Annotated in this window: 14 protein-coding genes; 6 read left to right on the forward strand and 8 right to left on the reverse strand. The window is 71.7% G+C overall.

Features of this window, described 5'->3' with window-relative positions; translation table 11 throughout:
• Nucleotides 1-9 precede the first annotated feature (9 nt).
• Together JMF97_RS20485 and JMF97_RS20490 are read right to left on the reverse strand one after the other, a co-directional pair.
• A complete protein-coding gene (locus JMF97_RS20485; RefSeq protein ID WP_412101262.1) occupies nucleotides 10-873 on the reverse strand; it encodes a hypothetical protein in 864 nt (287 codons plus the stop codon).
• Nucleotides 874-928: 55 nt separating this feature from the next.
• On the reverse strand, nucleotides 929-1447 hold the full coding sequence (locus JMF97_RS20490; protein WP_203223012.1) for a winged helix-turn-helix domain-containing protein: 519 nt from the start codon (nucleotides 1445-1447) through the stop codon (nucleotides 929-931).
• A 288-nt stretch (nucleotides 1448-1735) separates the two neighbouring features.
• Here JMF97_RS20490 and JMF97_RS20495 point away from each other — a divergent pair, with 288 nt between their 5' ends.
• The 3 genes from JMF97_RS20495 to JMF97_RS20505 all read left to right on the forward strand — a co-directional run bounded on the left by JMF97_RS20495 (nucleotide 1736) and on the right by JMF97_RS20505 (nucleotide 7885).
• Nucleotides 1736-6115 carry a S8 family serine peptidase gene (locus tag JMF97_RS20495; RefSeq protein WP_203223013.1) on the forward strand — a complete coding sequence of 1460 codons (4380 nt, stop codon included), beginning with the start codon at nucleotides 1736-1738 and terminating at the stop codon, nucleotides 6113-6115.
• A 449-nt stretch (nucleotides 6116-6564) separates the two neighbouring features.
• Nucleotides 6565-7731 carry a glycosyltransferase family 2 protein gene (locus JMF97_RS20500; RefSeq protein WP_203223014.1) on the forward strand — a complete coding sequence of 389 codons (1167 nt, stop codon included), beginning with the start codon at nucleotides 6565-6567 and terminating at the stop codon, nucleotides 7729-7731.
• A gap of 13 nt (nucleotides 7732-7744) precedes the next feature.
• Nucleotides 7745-7885 (forward strand): hypothetical protein, encoded by a 141-nt coding sequence (locus JMF97_RS20505; protein ID WP_013736143.1) that lies wholly within the window; start codon nucleotides 7745-7747, stop codon nucleotides 7883-7885.
• A 1369-nt stretch (nucleotides 7886-9254) separates the two neighbouring features.
• Here JMF97_RS20505 and JMF97_RS20510 read toward each other — a convergent pair.
• From JMF97_RS20510 to JMF97_RS20525, 5 genes are all read right to left on the reverse strand, one after another.
• A complete protein-coding gene (locus JMF97_RS20510) occupies nucleotides 9255-9578 on the reverse strand; it encodes a DUF1416 domain-containing protein (RefSeq protein ID WP_102659450.1) in 324 nt (107 codons plus the stop codon).
• A gap of 1 nt (nucleotide 9579) precedes the next feature.
• On the reverse strand, nucleotides 9580-10428 hold the full coding sequence (locus JMF97_RS20515; RefSeq protein WP_013736145.1) for a sulfurtransferase: 849 nt from the start codon (nucleotides 10426-10428) through the stop codon (nucleotides 9580-9582).
• A gap of 211 nt (nucleotides 10429-10639) precedes the next feature.
• Entirely contained in the window at nucleotides 10640-10717 is a 78-nt protein-coding gene (locus tag JMF97_RS32240; protein ID WP_311202345.1) for an Ms5788A family Cys-rich leader peptide, read from the reverse strand.
• Between the two features lie 72 nt (nucleotides 10718-10789).
• Nucleotides 10790-11575, reverse strand: coding sequence for an LmeA family phospholipid-binding protein (locus JMF97_RS20520; protein ID WP_203223015.1), 786 nt, complete (start codon nucleotides 11573-11575; stop codon nucleotides 10790-10792).
• Between the two features lie 124 nt (nucleotides 11576-11699).
• Nucleotides 11700-12734 (reverse strand): hypothetical protein, encoded by a 1035-nt coding sequence (locus tag JMF97_RS20525; protein ID WP_203223016.1) that lies wholly within the window; start codon nucleotides 12732-12734, stop codon nucleotides 11700-11702.
• Nucleotides 12735-12987: 253 nt separating this feature from the next.
• Between JMF97_RS20525 and JMF97_RS20530 the strand changes: the two genes are divergently transcribed.
• The 3 genes from JMF97_RS20530 to mshD all read left to right on the forward strand — a co-directional run bounded on the left by JMF97_RS20530 (nucleotide 12988) and on the right by mshD (nucleotide 15629).
• Nucleotides 12988-13728: a winged helix-turn-helix transcriptional regulator gene (locus JMF97_RS20530; protein ID WP_043725879.1), complete on the forward strand. Its 741-nt coding sequence runs from the start codon at nucleotides 12988-12990 to the stop codon at nucleotides 13726-13728.
• Between the two features lie 104 nt (nucleotides 13729-13832).
• On the forward strand, nucleotides 13833-14657 hold the full coding sequence (locus tag JMF97_RS20535; protein ID WP_203223017.1) for a polysaccharide deacetylase family protein: 825 nt from the start codon (nucleotides 13833-13835) through the stop codon (nucleotides 14655-14657).
• A gap of 60 nt (nucleotides 14658-14717) precedes the next feature.
• Nucleotides 14718-15629: a mycothiol synthase gene (gene mshD / locus JMF97_RS20540; protein ID WP_203223225.1), complete on the forward strand. Its 912-nt coding sequence runs from the start codon at nucleotides 14718-14720 to the stop codon at nucleotides 15627-15629.
• Nucleotides 15630-15641: 12 nt separating this feature from the next.
• Here the strand turns inward: mshD and JMF97_RS20545 are convergent, their stop codons facing one another.
• Nucleotides 15642-16472 carry an NUDIX hydrolase gene (locus tag JMF97_RS20545; RefSeq protein WP_203223018.1) on the reverse strand — a complete coding sequence of 277 codons (831 nt, stop codon included), beginning with the start codon at nucleotides 16470-16472 and terminating at the stop codon, nucleotides 15642-15644.
• Between the last annotated feature and the right edge of the window lie 77 nt (nucleotides 16473-16549).

The raw sequence follows: 16549 nt of genomic DNA on the forward strand, positions 1-16549 counted from the left end.
CGCGGCGGCTCAGCCGGCGCATCCGGTGGTGGCCGCCAGGACCGTTCGGTCCTCGTACAGCTCGACCAGCACCGCCACGCCGTCGTGCTGGTAGGCGTACAACTCGTCGGTGGCCATGACGGGCGTCCCACCGGCCAGGGGCGCGAGCGCGGCCTGGGGTGACTGCGCCGCCGCCGCGACGTCGGCCCGGACGGTACGCGCCACCCCGCCACTCGGGCAGGCCGCCTCCACCCGCACGTCCGGCTCTCCGGCCGGCACGCCGAGGGCGGAGAGCGCGGCAGCCAGCGCCGTCGACTCGGGGCCCGGAGGGTACCCCGGCAGGAGCGAAGCGACTACGGCGTCGGCGGGGCGGCAGCCCGTCTCGACGCTCAGGCGCACCCGCCCGTCGGCGACGGTACGACCCGAAACGGTGACGAACTCCCCCGCGTCGGCGCGCAGCCGGGGGCCGTCGGAGGTCAGCCGGACGCCTGCCCGCCAGGTCGAGGGCAGTCCCTCGGCGACCCGCTCCAGCACGGCCCGCTCCTCACCGGCCGGCACGGCCAGCTCGACGTGTCTGCGCAGGATCGCGCCGTCGGCGAACGGGGTGACCCGGCAGCCCTGCTCGAACTCGGTCGGCGTCAGCGCGTACACCGTGCCGGAGGCCGCCGCGACCAGCTCGCCGATCGCGGCGTCCACGCGCGGCGCGGCCTGGGAGATGGTGCGCTGCTCGCGTACGGTCGGCGGATCGTTGCGGGCCGAGTGCCAGGTCAGGCCGGCGAGCAGCACCGCCCAGACCACGGTCAGCGCGACCAGCCACCGCGGCCAGCCAGGGCCGGACTCGGGTGGCGGCGGGCCGGCGGAAGGGGCGTACCCCGTCGGGGCTGTACTGCTCACCGGGCCATGGTGTCACGCGCGGCGACTCTTCCCGGGCCGGGTCAGCGGTGCGGTGTCAGTTCTGGTCCTCGACGGCGTCCGGGGGTGCGGTCAGGCGGTAGCCGACCCCGCGGACGGTCTGCACCTGGGGCCCACCGGGCAGGGCGCGCAGCTTGCGACGCAGTCGCTTGACCGCCGAGTGCAGGATCGCCGTGTCGCCGAGGTAGGCGCCACCCCAGACCGAGGCGAACAGCCGTTCGTAGCTCCAGAGGCTCACCGGCAAGCTGGCCAGCCGGGCGAGCAGCTCCCGCTCGGTACGGGTCAGCCCCAGCGGTACCCCCCGCCAGCTGACCAGGTGCCCGGCCCGGTCGATGACGAGATCGACCCAGCCACCCGCAGCGTCGGCCCGACGTTCAGGAGGTCGGACAGCCGTCAGGTCGGGCTCGCCCGGTGGCTCGGGAAACATCGCTCGCAACTGGGCCAGGTCGGCGCAGATCACCACCGGACCCACACCGTCGAGTCGTTGGACCACGCGCTGCCGAACAGCGGCGTCGGAGCTGACGCAGACCAGGATCGGGATCTCCACACCGGACACGTTGCCTCCCCACGAGCCGGCGCTGACCTGCGACTTCCCATCAATCGACAACGACGGCCACCGATGGCTCCCGGCAATGAGCCTAACGGTCAGGATCGCGCCTCGTCACTGACCGAGTACTGACCGACATCTTCCATTGATCACTGATCGTCGGCGCAGAAGCATGACTCTCAGCGGGCGGGCACCACCACCAGCCACCCACATCGTCCGACCGCTCCGCGGTGTCACGACCCGGCCCGCGGATGCCCGGCCCGAGTCGATCGGGACGACGACGTGGGGGAGGAACCTTTGTTCACACGACCATCCGCACGGTCACCACGATGGCGGGCGGTGGCGGTCGCGACCGCTGCGCTGCTGGCCGTCACCGCGCAGCCCGCGGTCGCCGCGCCGGCACCGCAGCCGGCGCCCCAGCGGGCCACCGTCGACCAGGCGTTGGTGGACCGGCTCGCCACCAGCGACACCACCGCGTTCCTGGTCTACCTGCGGGAGACCGCACCGCTGGCCGAGGCCGCCAGGACGCGCGACGCCGACGAGCGGGCCCGCGCCGTGCACCGGCTGCTCACCAGCACCGCCGCCCGCAGCCAGGCCGACCTGCGCGAGTTGCTCGACGAGCGGAAGGTGCCGCACACGGCGTACTGGATCGCCAACACGATCCGGGTCGAGGGCGACAAGGCGTTGGTCGACGAGATCGCCGGTCGGCCCGAGGTGTCCCGGATCGCGCCGAGTCGCAGCTACCCCCTGCTGCTGCCGACCTCCAGCGAGGCGACCCGGGCGCGTACCGCCGCCGTCGAGTGGGGGCTGACCAACATCGGGGCACCCCGGGTCTGGGAGGAGTTCGGCGACCGCGGTGAGGGCATCGTGGTGGCCAACATCGACAGCGGTGTGCAGTACGACCACCCGGCGCTGGTCGCCTCCTACCGGGGCAACCTCGGCGGCAGCTTCGACCACGCGTACAACTGGTTCGACCCGGCCGGGATCTGCACCGGCACCGCGCCCTGCGACAACAACGACCACGGCACCCACACGATGGGCACGATGGTCGGTGACGACGGGGCCGGCAACCAAATCGGGGTGGCACCGGGCGCGAAGTGGATCGCCGCCAAGGGCTGCGAGGCACGCAACTGCTCCGACGCCTCCCTGCTCGCCTCCGGCCAGTGGGTGCTCGCCCCCACCGACGCCAACGGCCAGAACCCCCGGCCGGATCTGCGTCCCGACATCGTCAACAACTCCTGGGGCGGCGACGGCGGTGACCCCTGGTACCAGCAGACCATCGCCGCCTGGCGGGCCGCCGGGATGTTCCCCGTCTTCTCCGCCGGCAACGACGGCCCGAGCTGCGGCAGCGCCGGTTCCCCCGGCGACAACGCCAACGCGTACGCGGTCGGGGCCTACGACGTGAACAACGCCATCGCCAGCTTCTCCGGTCGCGGCTCCGGCACCGACCTGATCAAGCCGAACGTCGCGGCACCCGGCAGCAACGTACGCTCCAGCGTCCGCAACGGCGGGTACGCCTCGGCCAGCGGCACCTCGATGGCCGCCCCGCACGTGTCCGGCACCGTGGCGTTGGTCTGGTCCGCCGCGCCGAGCCTGCGCGGGGACATCGCCGCCACCGAGGAACTGCTGGACCGCACCGCCCGCGACGTCGACGCGACCACCTGCGGCGGCACCCCGGCCGACAACAACGTCTTCGGCGAGGGTCGGCTGGACGCGTACGCGGCGGTCCGGGACGCGCCCCGAGGCTCGATCGGCCGGGTCACCGGCCGGGTGACCGACGCGGCCGACGGCGACCCGATCAACGGGGCGACCGTGACCGACGGCACCCGTACCACCAGCACCGGCCCCGACGGTCGGTACACGCTGAGCGTGCCGGCCGGCGAGAGCACGGTGACGGTCAGCGCCTACGGCTACGCCGGCCAGTCGGCTACCGTCACCGTCGCCGAGGGCGGCGCCGTCACCCGCGACTTCGCGTTGACCGCCAACCCGACGGTCACCGTCAAGGGCAAGGTCACCGACGCTTCCGGCCACGGCTGGCCGTTGTACGCGCGGATCGAGGTGGCCGGTCGACCCGGCGGTCCGATCTTCACCGACCCGGTGAACGGGCGCTACTCGTTCACCGCGCCGGGTGGCACCTCGTACCGGCTCACCGTCACCGCGCGGTACCCGGGCTATCAGACCGTCACCCGCGACGTGGCGGTGGCCGCTCGGGACGTGACGGCCAACATCGCCGTACCGGTCGAGGCGAGCTGTGTCGCCGCCGGTTACTCGGGCCAGTTCGGTGCCCCGCTGCTGACCCAGAGCTTCGACGGCACGAGTGCGCCGTCGGGCTGGACGGTGACCAACCGCACCGCCTCCGGTGGCTGGGTCTTCAACGACCCGCGCTCGCGCGGCAACCTGACCGGCGGCTCGGGCGGGTTCGCCATCATCGACAGTGACGCCCTGGGCAGCGGCAACACCCAGGACACCGACCTGGTCGCCCCGCCGCTGAACCTGTCCGGCGCGACCGCACCGGTGCTGCGCTTCCGCAGCGACTGGCGGGCGGTCGGCATCACCGACACGGCCGACATCGACGTCTCGACCGACGCCGGAGCGACCTGGACCAACGTCTGGCACCAGACGTCGAGCCGGCGTGGGCCCCGGGTCGAGGAGGTGCCGCTGACCCCGGCCGCCAACGCCGGGTCGGCGCTGGTCCGATTCCGGTTCAACGGCACCTTCGCCTGGTGGTGGCAGGTGGACGACGTGGAGGTGGTCAACCGGGAGTGCACGCCGCTGCCGGGCGGCCTGGTGGTGGGCAACACCACCGACCGCAACACCGGTGCGGCGATCAACGGGGTGACGGTGGTCAGCGACGAGCAGCCGCAGGACAACGCGGTGTCGGCGGCCACCCCGGAGGACGACGCCCAGCCGGACGGCTTCTACTGGATCTTCTCCACCCTGACCGGCACCCGGCCGTTCACCGCCAGCCGGACGCCGTACCAGTCGGTCACCAAGAATGTCGCGGTGGTCGAGGACGGGGTGAAGCGGACGAACTTCGCCCTCGGTGCCGGGCGGGTGACGGTCAGCCCGACCAGCATCGAGTCGCACCAGCGGCACGGCCTCGTACGGACCACCACGGTGACGGTACGCAACACCGGTAGCGCGCCGGCCGAGGTGGATCTGCTGGAGCGTTCCGGCCAGTTCGAGCTGCTCAAGCAGGGTGCTGGCGCGCCTCTGCAGGTGCAGAAGATGAAGGGCATCAGCAAGGAGCGGTCGGGTATCGCGTACGGCGGTGCCGCGCCGGAGTCCGCTTCGACCGCCGCCGACGACGCGTGGACCGAAATCGCCAAGCTGCCGGCGTCGATCTACGACAACGCGGGGGCGTGGCTGGACGGCAAGGTCTACTCGGTCGGCGGTGGCAGCAGCACCGGCACCGAACGCAAGGCCTGGGTGTACGACCCGAGCGCCAACGCCTGGACCGCCCTGCCCGACCTGCCGGTGGCCCGCTCGAAGCCGGCGGCAGCAGCGGTCAACGGCAAGCTCTACGTGATCGGTGGATGGGGTGGCAGTGGTAACACGGTTGCCACGGTCGACGTCTTCGACCCGGCCGCCGGCACCTGGGGCACTGTCCCGGGTGCCACCAACCCGGCCCCGGTCGCGGCGGCCGGCGCGGCGGTGCTCGGCGGGAAGGTCTACCTGGTCGGTGGCTGCGCCGATGCCACCTGCACCGACAGCAACCGGGTAGTGATCTTCGATCCGGCCACGGGTTCCTTCCGTACTGGTGCCAACTACCCGCATCCGGTGTCCTGGCTGTCCTGCGGCGGGATCGGATCCTCGGTCTACTGCGCCGGTGGCACGGGCAGCACCGAGTACACCGACGCCTACCGGTACGACCCGGCGGCCGACAACTGGAGCCCGCTGCCGAGCATGCCGCTGGAGCTGTGGGGCTCGCAGTACGCGGCGGCCGGCGGGCTGCTGGTGCTGGCCGGTGGGGTGACCGACGGGTCGACGGCGGTCACCAACCGCTCCGTCGCCTTCGACCCGGCCACCGGGGCGTGGCGTGACCTGCCGAACGCCAAGTTCGGCAGGTACCGGGGCGCCGCCGCCTGCGGCGCGTACAAGATCGGTGGTTCGCCCAGTTCGTTCGTGGGCAGTCCGGACAGTGAGCGGCTCGGTGGCCTGGACCTCTGCGCGGCCGAGGCGGACCTGCCCTGGCTGAGCACGTCGCCGAGTACCTTCACACTCGCTCCGGGCGCGTCCCGGACGGTGACCGTGACGCTCGACGCCACCACCGAGGCGGGCGTTCTCCAGCCGGGCCGGTACGCCGGTGAGCTGGCGATCGCCTCGAACACCCCCTATCCGGTGACCCCGGTGTCGGTGGAGATGAACGTGTCTCCGCCGAACAACTGGGGCAAGATCCAGGGCACGGTCACGGGCACCACCTGCGGCGGCGTCACCGTCGGCATCCCGGCGATCGTGCGGGTGAACCTGATCTCGGCCGGCACCGGCACCACGCTGACCGCCGACGCCAGCGGTAAGTACGCCTGGTGGCTGCCGCGAGGCCGGTACGAGGTGATCGTCGCCAAGGACGGTTGGGTTCCGCAGGTGCAACGTCACCAGATCGAGGCGGGCATCGTGGGCACCCTGAACTTCGCCCTCGACCCGGCTTCCACCTGCACCAGAGCCACCGGCATCTGATCCGACAACCTTCTGGTGGCCGCCGGTCGTTCATCGACCGGCGGCCACCGCTTTCTGTCTGGGGGTCCGCGCGGAACGGCCGGGGTGGGGTGGCGGGTGAGCCGTGGCGGAATGGTGGGTCGTGGTGGGGTGATTTGCGCGTGGGGTGGCGAAGACCACTTCGGCGGGGAGCGTCTGGCCGCGGAGGGTTCTGAACCCGGTCAAACGGGCGGCTCGGTGGCACTTCGGGCAGCCCGGCCAGCCAGCCTGGCCTGCTGGTTCGCGGCTCCGCGCCGCCGCGAGGACATTCACGGATGGTCCGATCGGCCGAATTTGATCACCAGACTTGGCGATCTATCAAATATCACTTAGCGTTATCGGCGAACCCCCAACGCGAGTAGCGCTCACCTCCCCCTCTACCTGCGAATTGACCCCCTATGCCCGAAGTTCTGCTGACCGTATCGATTACTGTGAGTAGTCTCGTACTGCTCCTCATCATCGGCTCCTTCGGGTACGGCTTCCTCCGTCCGGCCGTGGGCTACCAGCCGCGCCACGCCGCCCGCCCCCCGCTCTACGGGCCGGTACGCGCGGACGAGGTCGCCATCCTGATCGCCTGCCGCAACGGCGCCGCCACGATCGCCGCGACGGTACGCGCGGCGCGGGCCACCGGCAGTGACGTCTACCTGGTCTCCGACGCCTCCACCGACGACACCGCCGAACTCGCCGCCGGGGCCGGCGCCTGGGTGCTGCCGTTGACCCACAACGTCGGCAAGCCGGCCGCCCTGCATACCGCCTACGAGGCCTTCGAACTCGGCCGTCGCTACCGGGCAGTGGCCATCCTCGACGACGACGTGGTGGTCGCACCCGACTTCGTCACCGCCGCACTGGACAAGATGACCGACGAGGTCAGCATCGTGGTGGGGCACAACGCCACCTGGTGGCCGCCCGAGCGACGCTGGAACCCGTGGCTGGCCAAGCGGGCGTACAGCTACTGGATGTACCAGGCGGTGATCCGCCGGATCCAGAGCCACTTCAACGTCATGAACTGCATTTCCGGCTCGAACTCCATCTACCGGACCGAGCTGCTCGACGTGGTGCTGCCCACGCAGCCGCCGTACATCGTCGACGACACCTACTGGGTGCTGGAGACCCACCGGCGCAACCTCGGCCGGGTCGTCTACGCACCCCGCGCCCTGGCCCACCTGCAGGACCCGACCAACCTGCGCGACTGGTACCGGCAGAACCTGCGCTGGATGTGGGGCACCTTCCAGGGCGTCATCGGCCACCGCGTCGGCCGGTACGCGACCCGCTTCGACTACGCGTACCTCCTGCTGATCCTGCACTGGCTGCTCTACGTGGCCGGTGGCCCGCTGACCCTCTGGCTGATCGCCACCGCCGGCCCCGGGCTGCTCCCCGGCCTGCTGTTCCTGCTGGCCGGCCACGGCATCTGGGTGGGGATCGCCGCCTGGCGGCTCCGCCACCCGCAGCTTCCGCTCTTCCTACCAGTGATCATCGTCGCTGACCTGCTGTACCGGGTGATCCTCGTGCACGCCCTGGTGAAGGCGATCCGTCAACCCACCGTCGAACGATGCGTCTGGGACTCCCCGGCCCGCATCGCCGTCGGTGCGAAGGGGTGAGGGAGGTGAGAACATGTCCGCAAACCAGGACCTCCCGCTGACCGGCGCCTCGACGGCCGCCGTCGGCCTGGTCGGCAGCATCCTGCTGGGGCTCGGCGCCCTGCTGGTGACCGTCGCCAACCTCGGCGCCAAGGCCCGCCGCAAGATCAGCTGATCGCGCGAGCGCCAGCTCGAAGAGCAACAACCACACACCGTACGGCCGCCGGGTTGCCCCCGGCGGCCGTATGCGCTTCCCGATCACGCCCTACGCAGCCGGTCCCCGCATCAGCCCCGGCCACCCCCTCGCCCAGCCCTCCTCGCCCCCCTCTCGCCCAGCCCTCCTCGCCGCCGCTCGCCCCGCCCGCCCACTGCGCCAGACACCTGCCCAGCGTCGGGTGGAGGTGGCCGACATGGGTGAGCGACCAACTTCGGCGATGGTGCGCCATCACCCCGGCCCGCACTCCGCAACTTCGGCGATGTTGCGCCATCGCCCGGCCCAGGCCCAGCAACCTCGGCGATCTTGCGCCATCACCCCGGCCCACACCCAGCAACCTCGGCGATCTTGCGGAGCCGGCGCCAGCCCAGCAGGAAGCCCTGTTGCAGCACTGCCCCGGACCACGCCCAGCAAAAACGGCGATGTTGCGGTATCGGCCGGGCCCGCACCCAGCAACTTCGGCGTTGTCGCGGCGTCGACCCGGCCAGCACCCAACAACTCGGCGTGGTTGCGACCCGTCGCCCACCCCGGCTGAGCAGTGCGGCCCTATTGCGGCCTCGCCCCGAACACGCCCAGCAACTACAGGGATGCTGCGGCATCAGCACGGCCCATACCCAGCAACTTCGACGTTGTTGCGACCCCCCGACCGCCCAGGCCAAGCAGGTGCGGCTCTACCGCGGCCCGCCCCGGACCACGCCCAGCAAATACGGCGATGTTGCGGTATCGACCGGGCCCGCACCCAGCAACTTCGGCGTTGTTGCGACTCGCCGGCCGCCTAGGCCAAGCAGATGCCGCCCCACCCCAGCCCCGCCCTCAATCACGCCCAGCAAGTACAGGGATGTTGCGGCATCAGCACCGCCCACACCCAGCAACTTCGGCGTTGTTGCGACCCGCCGACCGCCCACGCCAAGCAGGTGCAGCCCCACCGCAGCCCGCCCCCAATCACGGCCAGCAACCACAGGGATGCTGCGCCCCATCAGCACGGCCCGCACACAACAACTCCGGCGTTGTGTGCGCGGCTGGGCAATCGAGGGCAGGGGCACCGGCCTCCGTGGGGTGAGTGGTGGCAGTGGAGTTGGCCTGACCCGCCGAGGGGGACAGCGCGACTGCCGCTGATCACCGACGCCGTCTCGGCCAGAGAGGTGAGCGCGGTGTGTGATCTTGTCGGTTGCTGGGCTTGCCGGGGTGTGGGTGCGGTTGTTGTCGTCGGGGCAGCAACAGATGCACCCGGAGCCGACCGACGATCCTCGTCGAGGGGCGGGAACGGCGCGTGGCCCGGGTCCCCCAACGGATGGGAGGGACACGGGCCACGCGGCCAGTGGTACGGGGGTCAGTCGCCGACGGTGACGGTCACCTCGGTGATGCCCCGACCGGCGGTGACGGCGATGTCGCCGTTGCCGTGGCGGGACAGGGCCCGCAGGGTCCAGTTGCCGGGCGCGGCGAAAAAGCGGAACTGGCCGGCCGGCGAGGTCACCACCTCGGCGGTGAACTCACCGGTGGAGTCGAGCAGTCGGACGTACGCACCCGGCACCGCCTCGCCCTGCGCGGAGTGGACGACACCGGTGATGACGGTTTCCTTCTCCAGGTCGATGCTGGCGGGCAGCGGCGCGGCCTGGTCGGGTGCGGCGCAACCAGCGGCGGTGGGTGCGGTCATCTCAGGCCTCCCCGGGCTCATCGCCGAGCGCGATCGGCACGCCGATCAGCGAGCCGTACTCGGTCCACGAGCCGTCGTAGTTCTTCACGTTGGGGTGGCCGAGCAGCTCCTGGAGGACGAACCAGCTGTGCGAGGAGCGCTCGCCGATCCGGCAGTACGCGATGGTCTCCTTGCCGTCGTCCAGCCCCGCCTCGCCGTAGAGCTTGCGCAGCTCGTCGTCGGACTTGAAGGTGCCGTCCTCGTTGGCCGCCTTGGACCACGGCACGCTGATCGCGGTCGGGATGTGGCCACCGCGCTGCGCCTGCTCCTGCGGCAGGTGGGCGGGGGCGAGCAGGCGGCCGGCGTACTCGTCGGGGCTGCGTACGTCGACCAGGTTCTTGGTGCCGATCGCGGCCACGACCTCGTCGCGGAAGGCCCGGATGCTGTTGTCCGGCTCGCTGGCGACGTACTGGGTGGCCGGGCGGGTCACCGTGTCCTTGACCAGCGGCCGGGCGTCCAGCTCCCACTTCTTGCGACCGCCGTCGAGCAGCTTGACGTCGCGGTGGCCGTAGAGCTTGAAGTACCAGTACGCGTACGCGGCGAACCAGTTGTTGTTGCCGCCGTAGAGGATGACGGTGTCGTCGTTACTGATCCCCTTCTCGGAGAGCAGCGCCTCGAACTGGGCCTTGTTGACGAAGTCCCGCCGGATCGGGTCCTGCAGGTCGGTCTTCCAGTCGAGCTTGATGGCGCCGGCCAGGTGGCCGGTGTCGTAGGCCGAGGTGTCCTCGTCGACCTCGACGAAGACGACGCCCGGGGCGTCGAGGTTCTTCTCGGCCCAGTCGGCCGAGACGAGTGCGGTGTCGCGACTCATCAGATCACTCCCTGGTGAGGATGGATGGTGAGCCAGCGCGCGGAGGCTGTGGGATGTTCAAGTTGTCGCACCACGCGCGGGACCCATAGCTAGGAACGGATCACGGGTTTGTGCGACGGCGCCGCTGCCGGGCGTCCGGTGGGTGCACCGGGATGGAGTACGCAAACCCCGAGTGCCGATGGCCGCTATGCGGCCGGAAGCAGCCCCGCCGTCAGATGACGGGGCGACACAGGCAGGTGGCCACGCGGCACAGGTCGACCGCGCGCCGTTTGGTGAGGAGCGTCCCCATGACCAGGGAGCCTACCAGTGATCCCAATTTTCTCCAGGGGCCCGACCAGCATCCGGGACGTTGAGCCCGAGGTCAGCCAACCGAGTTGATCGGTACGTCCCGCGCATCGGCGGTCACCGTCAGCCCCTGGGGCTGCGGGAGTACCTCCCGGACGGTGAGCTGGAACGGCAACTCCGGCAGCGGCACGTCGACGGAGATGCTGCGGGCGAAGTTGTTCAGCAACGTACGGGCCAGCGGGGCGCTGGGCAGCCCTTCGGCGTCGAGGTCCGCGAACCGCAGGGCGATCTGCCCCTCGTCGCTGACCACGATGTCGGCGACGCCGGTGACGGTGAGCTGCTGACCGAGGACGTCCAGGGGGGCGGTGACGGCGAGTTGCCCGTTGCGCTCACCGAGGGTCAGCCCTTCCCGGTCGAGCAGGGCGGCCAGGCTCTGGTAGCTGATGGTGGCGGTGCCGTTGACCGTCTCGGCCACCACGTCGCCCTGACCGGTACGCAGGGTGTCCAGCGAGGCCCGCACGTTGCGGGCGTCCACGTCGAGGCTGGGCAGCGAGATCGCGTCGCCCTGCACCGCGCCCTGCACGTCGCGCATCCGGATGGTGATGCGCTCGTACCGCCCGTCGACGACCTGGGTGAGGAACGGGAACCCGCCCACCTCGACCTCCGGCGGCGAGGACTGCGCGTGCTGGCGAGCCACCTGTTGGCGAACCTCGTCGGCGATGGTGCGCTCGGCGACGCTGGCCGCCACCCGGTCGGCGATGACGACCAGCCCGGCGAGGACCAGCAGCAGGACGACGAACCCGATCAGTAGCTTGCGGCCCCGTCGCCGCGGTCGCCGGTCGTACGTCTGCTCGTGGTCCACGCCGCCTCCTGTCTTCACGGACGCCGGCGCGTACGCCGACTGTCTCTGACGTACGCCGATGCCGGCGCACGAGTGTTACCCGGAGCCCGAATTGCTCAATCACCGCCCGTGCCGCAGCGGTCGGTCACAGCAGGAGCCGGCACATCAGGTACGCGGCCGGTGCCACCATCGCCAGCGCGCCCAACGGCCCCTGCACGTGCCGGGCCGCCCACACGGTGGGCTGTTCACCCGCCATCAACCGACCGGCCTCGGCGTAGCTGACCGCGAGGTCGGCCAGCACGGCGACCACCGCCGCGACCAGACCGAGGATCGCGGCCCTGGTCGGAGTGAACGGGGTGACCAGGTAACTGCCGAGCACCGCGCCGACCAACGTACCGACCATCGCCCCGCCGACCACACCCGCTGCGCCCCGGGGCACCTGGGGTGCGAGGCGGGGCCAGGCGGCGAAGGCGTCGGTCGCGCGGGCGACCGCCACCGTGACCGCGCCCGCGGTCAGGCAGACGACGATGGCCTGGGTGCCGGCGGGGATCCGGCTCAGCACGATCAGCGTGGCGAAGGCGACCGTGCCGAACATGATGGTGGCGGTGGTCCGCAGCGAGTCGGTGACCCGGACCCGGTCCACCCGGCGCACCAGTTGACCGAGCACCGTGGCGAGCACCGCGCCGATCGCGATGTAGAGCAGCGGTCCGAGTCGCGCCTCGGAGCTGCGTACGGCCACCGCGTCGGCCGCCAACGCGGACAGTGCGCCGACGCCGAGCACCACCGGCAGTGCGGGTGGTCGGGTGACCATCGTCCAGCCCAGCAGGAACAGCATCTGCACGGTGAGCACCACGAACGTGAAGGGCAGCCGGTGGTCGGGCCCCGACGTGTGCGCACCGAGGACCAGGCCGAGGCCGAGGAGCGCGGCGAACCCGGCGATGGCGAGCGAGAGTTGCCGGCTGACCTCGACCGGCGGCTCCGTCTCCTCCTCGTCGTCACCGTCGAGCGCCTCGTCGGAGCGGCGTGCCGAGCCGCCACGGCGCAGGCGTCGCGGGCCGCCGGAGCGACGCGCCTCGTCGTTCTCCACGGTCGGGCCGGTCGACGGTGCCGCGCCACCGGCCGGGGGCGGGTCGTCCGCCCACGGCTCGCGGCCGGTCTCAGGTGAGCTGGAGGGAAACACCCACCGATGGTGCCAGACCGACCGCAGATCGCGGGTGCCAGCGTTTCCGCCAGGTTAAAACCTGAGCCGCGATCGAGGGCAGATGGGGCAAACGGGAAATCGCGCCCGGGCTCGGCGCAGTCGATCGGTTACGCTCATGCCGAAACCCGCCCGTCAGCGACGCCGGGACCCACGGATGTTCCCAGCGCCATATCCGCCAAGGAGTGCCGCTGGTCGCGCGCGGCCGCACGGGGCCGCCGGGACGGAGGTGATCGTGGAGATCCTGCTGCTGGTGACCGCACGAGCCGGCGAACCATCTGCAGTGCTGCCGGCACTGGACCTGCTGCCACACTCGGTACGCACCGCACCTCGCGACGTTCGCACCCTGGTCGCCGGGCCGAGCCCGGACGCCGTCCTGGTCGACGCCCGCTCCGAGTTGAGCGAGGCGCGGGCCACCTGCCGGATGCTGCACGCGACGGGCCTCGGCGTACCGCTGGTCGCGGTGGTGACCGAGGCCGGCCTGATCGCCCTGAACGCCGACTGGGGAGTGGACGACGTCATCCTCGCCTCCGCCGGCCCGGCCGAGGTCGAGGCCCGACTGCGGCTCGCGGTCGGTCGGCTCAGCAACGCGACGGCCGGTGTCGGTGGTTCCATCCGGGCCGGCGAGCTGATGATCGACCCGGACACCTACGCCGCGAAGCTCAAGGGTCGCCCGCTCGACCTGACCTACAAGGAGTTCGAGCTGCTCAAGTTCCTCGCCCAGCACCCGGGCCGGGTCTTCACCCGCGACCAGCTGCTGCGCGAGGTCTGGGGGTACGACTACTTCGGCGGCACCCGGACCGTCGATGTGCACGTCCGGCGGCTGCGGGCCAAGCTCGGCTCGGAGTACGAGTCGATGATCGGCACGGTGCGGCAGGTCGGCTACAAGTTCGTCGTGCCGTCCTCGCGCAACTCGCTCTCCGACGCCGTCGAGTCGGCGTCCCTCGCTGCACGCCCCCTCACCGTCGAGGGCTAATTTCGCATATGCCCCTTTTGGGCGGCTTGGCAGTCATATGGTGACTGCCGAGTTGGCCAGCGGGAGGGGCAGCGGTGCGCGGTTATCACGGGGGCACGGGCCGAGTGCTCGGGATCATCACGCTCGTCGTGACGGCGGTGCTCGGCTCGGCGTACCTGCTCGGCCGGAGCCTGGTCCCCGATCCACCGCGCCACGACTCGGCGGTCACCGCCACCGGCGCTGACCACCCCGAGTACGCCGACCAGTCCGCCGAGGCCGACCCCGGTCACCCGTCCGCCAGCCCGTCGAACCCGCCGAGCCCGCCGGACGGGACGGACCCGAACTTCGGCCCGATGGGCACCCGGCTGAGCACCGGCACCAACGAGGTGGCGCTCACCTTCGACGACGGCCCGAACCCGGACTACACCCCGCAGGTCCTCGCCATCCTGCGCGAGTACCACGTCACGGCCACCTTCTGCGTGGTCGGGCAGAACGCCCAGGCCTACCCGTGGCTCGTCCAGCAGATCGTCGACGAGGGCCACACCCTGTGCAACCACAGCTGGAACCATGACGTGAGCCTGGGCGGCCGGTCGCCGGATCGGATCCGCGACGACCTGCTGCGTACCAACGCCGCGATCCACGCCGCCGCGCCGGACGCCCCCATCACCTGGTACCGGCAGCCCGGCGGCGCCTGGACCTACCCGGTCATCTCCGTCTCCCGCGACCTGGGCATGACGCCTCTGCACTGGACACTCGACCCGTCGGACTGGCGGGCGCCCGGCGCCACCCGGATCGCCTCGGTGGTGCTGTCCGAGGCCCGCCCCGGATCGATCGTGCTGCTGCACGACGCGGGCGGTGACCGACAGGGCACCGTCGACGCGCTCTACCGCATCCTGCCCGACCTGACCGCCCGCTTCGACCTGCAGGCCCTGCCGAAGCACGGTACGTGAGGGACCCTGCCGGGTGCGGATACCGTTTCGGGGATGAGCGAGCGAACGCAGAGCGCGGGTATGACCGGTACGCAGGTGAGTCGGCTGGACCGGCTCGATCCCGCACAGATCGCCGAGGTCGTCGACCTCGCCCGGGCGGCCGGCGACACCGACGGCGCCGACCCGCTGGACGAGCAGATCCTGCTTCGACTCCGCGACGAGCGGGCCCCGGCGATCCACCTGGTCGCCCGCGGCGCCGACGAGACGCTGACCGGGTACGCGCACCTCGACACCACCGACCCCGACTCGGGTGTCGGGGTCGGACTGGTGGTGCATCCGGCGTACCGGCGACGGGGCATCGGGCGGGCGCTGGCACAGCAGGTGCTGGCGAATGCCGCCCGACCCCTGCGGGCGTGGGCGCACGGCGACCACCCCTCCGCCGCGGCACTCGCCGTCGACCTCGGCTTCCGTCGCGCCCGCGTGCTCTGGCAACTGCGTCGGCCGCTCTCCTCCCCGCAGCCCGAACCCCACCTGCCCGACGGGGTGACCCTGCGCGCGTTCCGTCCCGATGCCGACGACGAGGCCTGGCTGGCCCTCAACGCCCGGGCCTTCGCCGAGCACCCCGAGCAGGGCCGGTGGACCGCCGACGATCTGCGGGTACGCCTCGCCGAGCCGTGGTTCGACCCGGCCGGCTTCCTGCTCGCGGTCGAGTCGGCGACCGGCCGGCTGCTCGGCTTCCACTGGACGAAGGTGCACGAGCGTCCCGGCTCGGCCCGCATCGGTGAGGTGTACGTGCTGGGTGTGGATCCGTCCGCGCACGGCGGCGGGCTCGGCCGCGCGCTGACCACGGCCGGGCTGACGTACCTCCGGGAGCAACGCGGCCTGGACCGGGTGATGCTCTACGTCGACGAGTCGAACACCGCGGCGGTGGCGCTCTACGAGCGGATCGGTTTCGCCCGCTGGTCCGCCCACGTCAACTACCAGCTCGGCTGAGGGCCCACCGACTCAGGTCAGGTGGAACCGGGGGTCGCCCGGGTCGGACAGATCCAGCCGGGGAGTGATCGGCGTGGCCGCGTCCCGGGCCGAGGCGGCACGCGCCACCGCGTCGAGGTCCGGGCAGGCGGCCACCTCGCCGAGCGTGACCAGGGTGGGCGGGAGCATGCTCAGCTCACCGGCCCCGGCACGCGCGCAGGCGTCGGCGGGCCGGATCCAGAGCGTGTGGTCGGCCTCCCCGGAGACGTCCCGGGTCCGCTGCCCCTCGGGCAGCAGCGCCACGAAGAAGTACGTGTCGAACCGACGCGGCTCGAACTCCGGCGTCACCCACCGGCTCCACGGCAGCAGCAGGTCCGACCGGAGGGTGAGCCCGCGCCGGGCGAGCAGTTCGGCGAAGCCGGTACGGCGCTGCTCCAGGTCGGCGCGGGCGCGTTCCCAACTGTCGTCGCTGACGTCACCGACGACCCGGCTCGCGTCCGGCCCGGCGAGCAGCACCCCGGCCTCCTCGAAGACCTCGCGGGCCGCCGCGCAGACGACCGCCTGTGCGGCGGCCGGTGCCAGGGCGAGGTTCTCCCCCCAGCTCGCCGGCGTCGGGCCCGCCCAGTCGACTCCGGTGGTGGAGTCCGAGGGGTCGACCCCGCCGCCGGGAAAGGCGTACATGCCGCCGAAGGCCATCGCGGCGACCCGACGGATCAGGTACGCCTCGAAGCCCTCCCCGGCGGGACGCAGCAGCAGCACGGTGGCCGCCACCCGGGGCACCGGCGGCTGGTCGCCACTGGTCCAGAACCGGCGGGCGTGCTCCACCAACGCAGGCGGGGCGGGGTATCCACGGTCGGTCGTCATCGCCCAGCAGCCTAGCCGGGTGCTCGTCGCGGTCTCGACGGGTGGATCAGCCGTACGACGCAGTGGTGATCTTCGGT

The organism is Micromonospora fiedleri (genome assembly GCF_016774385.1).
In the GTDB taxonomy this organism is placed as follows: domain Bacteria; phylum Actinomycetota; class Actinomycetes; order Mycobacteriales; family Micromonosporaceae; genus Micromonospora; species Micromonospora gifhornensis.